Genomic DNA, 3,534 nt, shown 5'->3' on the forward strand with positions numbered 1-3,534 from the left:
TCGAGATTCTGGGCGGTAAGGTCAGTGCAAGAAATCGGAGCGATGGTCAGACCGGCCTCATAATTTCAATCGCCCTGCCCCGGACGACGACGCATTCATGAGCGAGCAGAACACCATCCTCATCGTCGAGGACGACGAACAACTGCAGCGCATGCTGCAATCCGTCCTCTCCCAGTCCGGTTATCAGGTGGTCGGGGCGAAATCGGGGGCCGGGGCGCTTGAACAGTTGAGCACGCACAAGGTCGACGCGATCCTGCTTGATCTCGGCCTGCCCGACATCGACGGCAAGGACGTCATTCGGCAGGCGCACGCCATCTCAGCCGCGCCGGTCGTGGTCATTTCGGCGCGGGGCTCGGAACGCGAAAAGATCGCCGCCCTCGACATGGGCGCCAATGACTACGTCGCCAAGCCCTTCGACGCCGGAGAGCTGCTCGCCCGGCTGCGGGTCGCGCTGCGGCTGAGCCGGCGGGGCGAAAACGCGGCCGCGCCGGCCGGCAAGCTGCAGATCGATGTCGAGACCCGGCGCGTGATCGTCGAGGGACGCGCGGTGCGCCTCTCGCGCAAGGAAATGGAGCTGGTGCGGATCCTGGCGGCCGCGAACGGCGCGGTGGTGCCGCAGGAAAGCCTCGTCGAGCAGATCTGGGGCCCGACCACGGAAACCGACCACATGAACCTGCGCGTGCTGACCTGGCAGGTCCGACGCAAGATCGAGCCCAACGCGGCCGTTCCCCAGTACCTGATCGCCGAGGCCGGCGAAGGATACCGCCTGAAACTGGAGTGATTCAGGCGCTCGGCGAGCGACCGCGCAGCACCACGAAGGCGACCGCCGCCAGCGCGACCGCGCCGACGGCCGTGTCCCACCACATCAGGTGCGGCGTGTTCTGGCTGAACAGCGCCGGCGCGCCGCGGAACGCATCGCTGGTCGAGGCGACGATCACCGCCCCGAACAGGTTGTTGATCAGGTGGAGACCGAAGGTGAAGGCAAGGCTTCCGGTCCGCATGGCGATCACGGCCAGGATCACGCCGAAGATGGTGGCGCTGAGCGCCTGAGGCCCGCCGTTGGGAATGTGCATCGCGCCGAACAAGAGACCGCTCAGCACAGCCGTCGGCGCGACCCGACGGGTCGCCAGCAACAGCCCTTGGGTGACATAGCCGCGGAACACGAACTCCTCGGCGAAGGTCTGCACCGCCAGGCCAAGGCCCGCCACCAGCATCAGCGCCGGGGTCTGGCCCGTGGCGGAGAAGCGGAAACCTCTGGGCGCGAGCGCGTAATCGACCAGGGTCGCGCAGATCAACGCCGCGCTCCAGATCGCCAGCCCCGCGGCGAAGTCGCGCCATCGCCAGCGGCCGACGATGTCGCCGAAGCGCTTGCGCTGCACCAGCCGGGCCGAGACGATGAAGCCCGCCAGCACCGCGAAAAACACCGCGCCGTTGAAGGCGAAGAAGGCGACGGGGTGCGCCGGATCGTTGGCGGTCGCCATCAGGTCCGCGGGCCACAGGTGCGCCAGCATCAGGGCCAGCATGACGAAAGCGGGGATCACGACCGCAAGGAGCAGGGCGAGCGGGGCGCCCAGAGCATAGCGCCACCAGGCGTTCTCGCCCCGGGCGGCGTACTGCGCGTAGATCGCGACCGACGCAGGAGGCTGTCGTTTGTCCGCCAAGCTTCCGGCCTGTATTTCCGCGATCTGCATCTTCATCCTCGGCCTGTCGGCTGACCACGCGGCCACTTAGCTTGGCCCGCCCCTGCCAGCCGGTTAAGGCCGGACGTGAACGGCTCCGGTTAGCACTGCGGCTCACCCGGATCGACGCCGAGCACGACAACCGCCGAGTCGGATGTGGTGAATGTCTCGCAGCCGCCGGCCGCGGCTGTGCGCTGGGCGAACATCTCCGCCCGATGCATCTCCTCCGGCCGCATCTTGGCGGCCAGGGCGGCGAGCCGGGGCGAAGCGAGCCTCCGCGCTTCCGGATCTGTGCTTTCGCTGGCCGCGTTGGCCCAGACGTAGGCGGCGACCAGGTCCCTGGGCGCGGCGCGTCCCTGCTCGTATACGTCGGCCAGCGCCAACTGCGCCGTGACGTCGCCGGCCAACGCCGCTTGCCGCAGGCGGGTCACCGCCTGCTCCGCCGGCGTCGGCGCCGCGACCAGCCATTCGGGCGCGGGGGGCCCGCCCCGGCGCCCGCCCGCCCCAAGGCCCGCGATCAGCGGCTCGACGTGCAGATGCGCCCCTTGCGTTCCGTGGGCCCCTTCCGGCAGCAGGCGGCGGAACTGTCCGCGCGAGGCGAAGAGGCGCGCGGCGGCCTCCGACGGCGAGAGCCCGTCGACCACCAGGTCATAGGCCCCGGGAGCGCCCGGACGCCCCATGGAATGCCGCGACAAGACGCCGGGGGCCACGGTCATGGCGCCCTCGGCGCGCAGCTGATCTTCACGCGCGGGCGTGCGAAACCCGCCCGTCTGGCGCCAGTTCCCCTGGCCGAAGACGGAGTTCATCAGGCTGGTGAAATGGGCCTGGTTGAAGTCCTGCGCCCGCGCGCCGAAGCCTGCGGCGAGCAGCGCCAGACCAAGAATTATCGCGACGCTCCGCCCCACCTGGATCGCTCTCTGTCGCCGCCCGCGCCAGCGCCGGTCGCAGGCACAGCTTAGCCTAAACGCGTTCACGCCACACCGCAGCTTGCACGTCGCCCGTGCGTCCGGGCGCAAACCTCTGCCGTAGTCATCAGATGTCGTAGCGGATCGTGCAGTGAAGTTTGATAATGGGGCTGAACGACAACGGAGCCCGAGGTGGGCCATGTCTTCAGTCGCCGCATTGCCATGGATCCTCACGGGCGGCGGGGGCGTCATCGGCCTCGGCGCCGTCCTGTTCCTGCGCGCCTGGGCCGAGCGCAAGGCGCGCGCCGCCGCCGAAGCCGACCTCTGCACCTTGCAGGCGGGCGACGGCGTCCTGAGATCCCTGCAGCCGATCGTGGCGGAGGGCGCGCCGCTGCTGGAGACCGCCTCGATCCGGCCGGTGTCGCCCGAACTGATCGAGACCGTGGGGGCGTTCCGCCGCCGGGCGGAAGACGTCCTGCGACGAGCCGAAGGCCAGCCGCGGCCGGACGAGGCCCTGCGCCGGTTCGGCCTGGACCTGGGCGAGCTCTTCCACGCCGCTCAACTCACGGTCGAGGCGGTGATCCGCCTGCACGACGGCGCGGCCTGGCATGAGCCCAATGAACTGATGCACGGCGAGGCCCGGCATGCGAGCGCGCGGCTGTCGGAGTTCGCGGCGAAGATGGCCGACGCCCGCGCCCGGATCGAGGCCGCCAGGAGCGAGTTGCTGCGGGTCGTGAGGCGCAAGCCAATCTCCCTCGCGCCGCTGATCGGTTGGCGGTCTCAGGTCTTGAAATAGGATAGCTCCGTCCAGCGGCCGAGGTTAAGGAACGGCTGCCCACCGGACCGTACTAGACCATTCGCCGCCGAAGTGGAGGCCGGTTCGGCGCAGCGAATGGTCTAACTTCAAGAACTTATGAGCGTTCGGCGGTTCATTCGAACCGCCGAACGCT

Annotated in this window: 4 protein-coding genes; 2 read left to right on the top strand and 2 right to left on the bottom strand. The window is 69.2% G+C overall.

The genetic code is table 11. The annotated features are described in order from the left end of the window. Positions 1–97: 97 nt before the first annotated feature. Entirely contained in the window at positions 98–781 is a 684-nt protein-coding gene (locus tag VJS38_RS18130) for a response regulator transcription factor (protein WP_324089552.1), read from the top strand. Between the two features lies 1 nt (position 782). Here VJS38_RS18130 and VJS38_RS18135 read toward each other — a convergent pair whose 3' ends face one another. Both VJS38_RS18135 and VJS38_RS18140 read right to left on the bottom strand, forming a co-directional pair. Beyond that, on the bottom strand, positions 783–1,697 hold the full coding sequence (locus tag VJS38_RS18135) for a type II CAAX endopeptidase family protein (protein WP_324089553.1): 915 nt from the start codon (positions 1,695–1,697) through the stop codon (positions 783–785). 83 nt (positions 1,698–1,780) lie between these two features. Further along, positions 1,781–2,584 carry a hypothetical protein gene (locus tag VJS38_RS18140; protein WP_324089554.1) on the bottom strand — a complete coding sequence of 268 codons (804 nt, stop codon included), beginning with the start codon at positions 2,582–2,584 and terminating at the stop codon, positions 1,781–1,783. A gap of 199 nt (positions 2,585–2,783) precedes the next feature. Here VJS38_RS18140 and VJS38_RS18145 point away from each other — a divergent pair, with 199 nt between their 5' ends. After that, positions 2,784–3,380: a hypothetical protein gene (locus VJS38_RS18145; protein ID WP_324089555.1), complete on the top strand. Its 597-nt coding sequence runs from the start codon at positions 2,784–2,786 to the stop codon at positions 3,378–3,380. Positions 3,381–3,534: the final 154 nt, after the last annotated feature.

It is taken from the genome of Phenylobacterium sp. (assembly GCF_035276905.1).
Classification (GTDB): Bacteria; Pseudomonadota; Alphaproteobacteria; order Caulobacterales; family Caulobacteraceae; genus Phenylobacterium.

Excerpts from the sequence above, each read along its gene's own strand:
- VJS38_RS18145 (WP_324089555.1), top strand. The coding sequence starts at position 2,784 with ATGTCTTCAGTCGCCGCATTGCCATGGATCCTCACGGGCGGCGGGGGC.
- VJS38_RS18130 (WP_324089552.1), top strand. The coding sequence starts at position 98 with ATGAGCGAGCAGAACACCATCCTCATCGTCGAGGACGACGAACAACTG.
- VJS38_RS18135 (WP_324089553.1), bottom strand. The coding sequence starts at position 1,697 with ATGAAGATGCAGATCGCGGAAATACAGGCCGGAAGCTTGGCGGACAAA.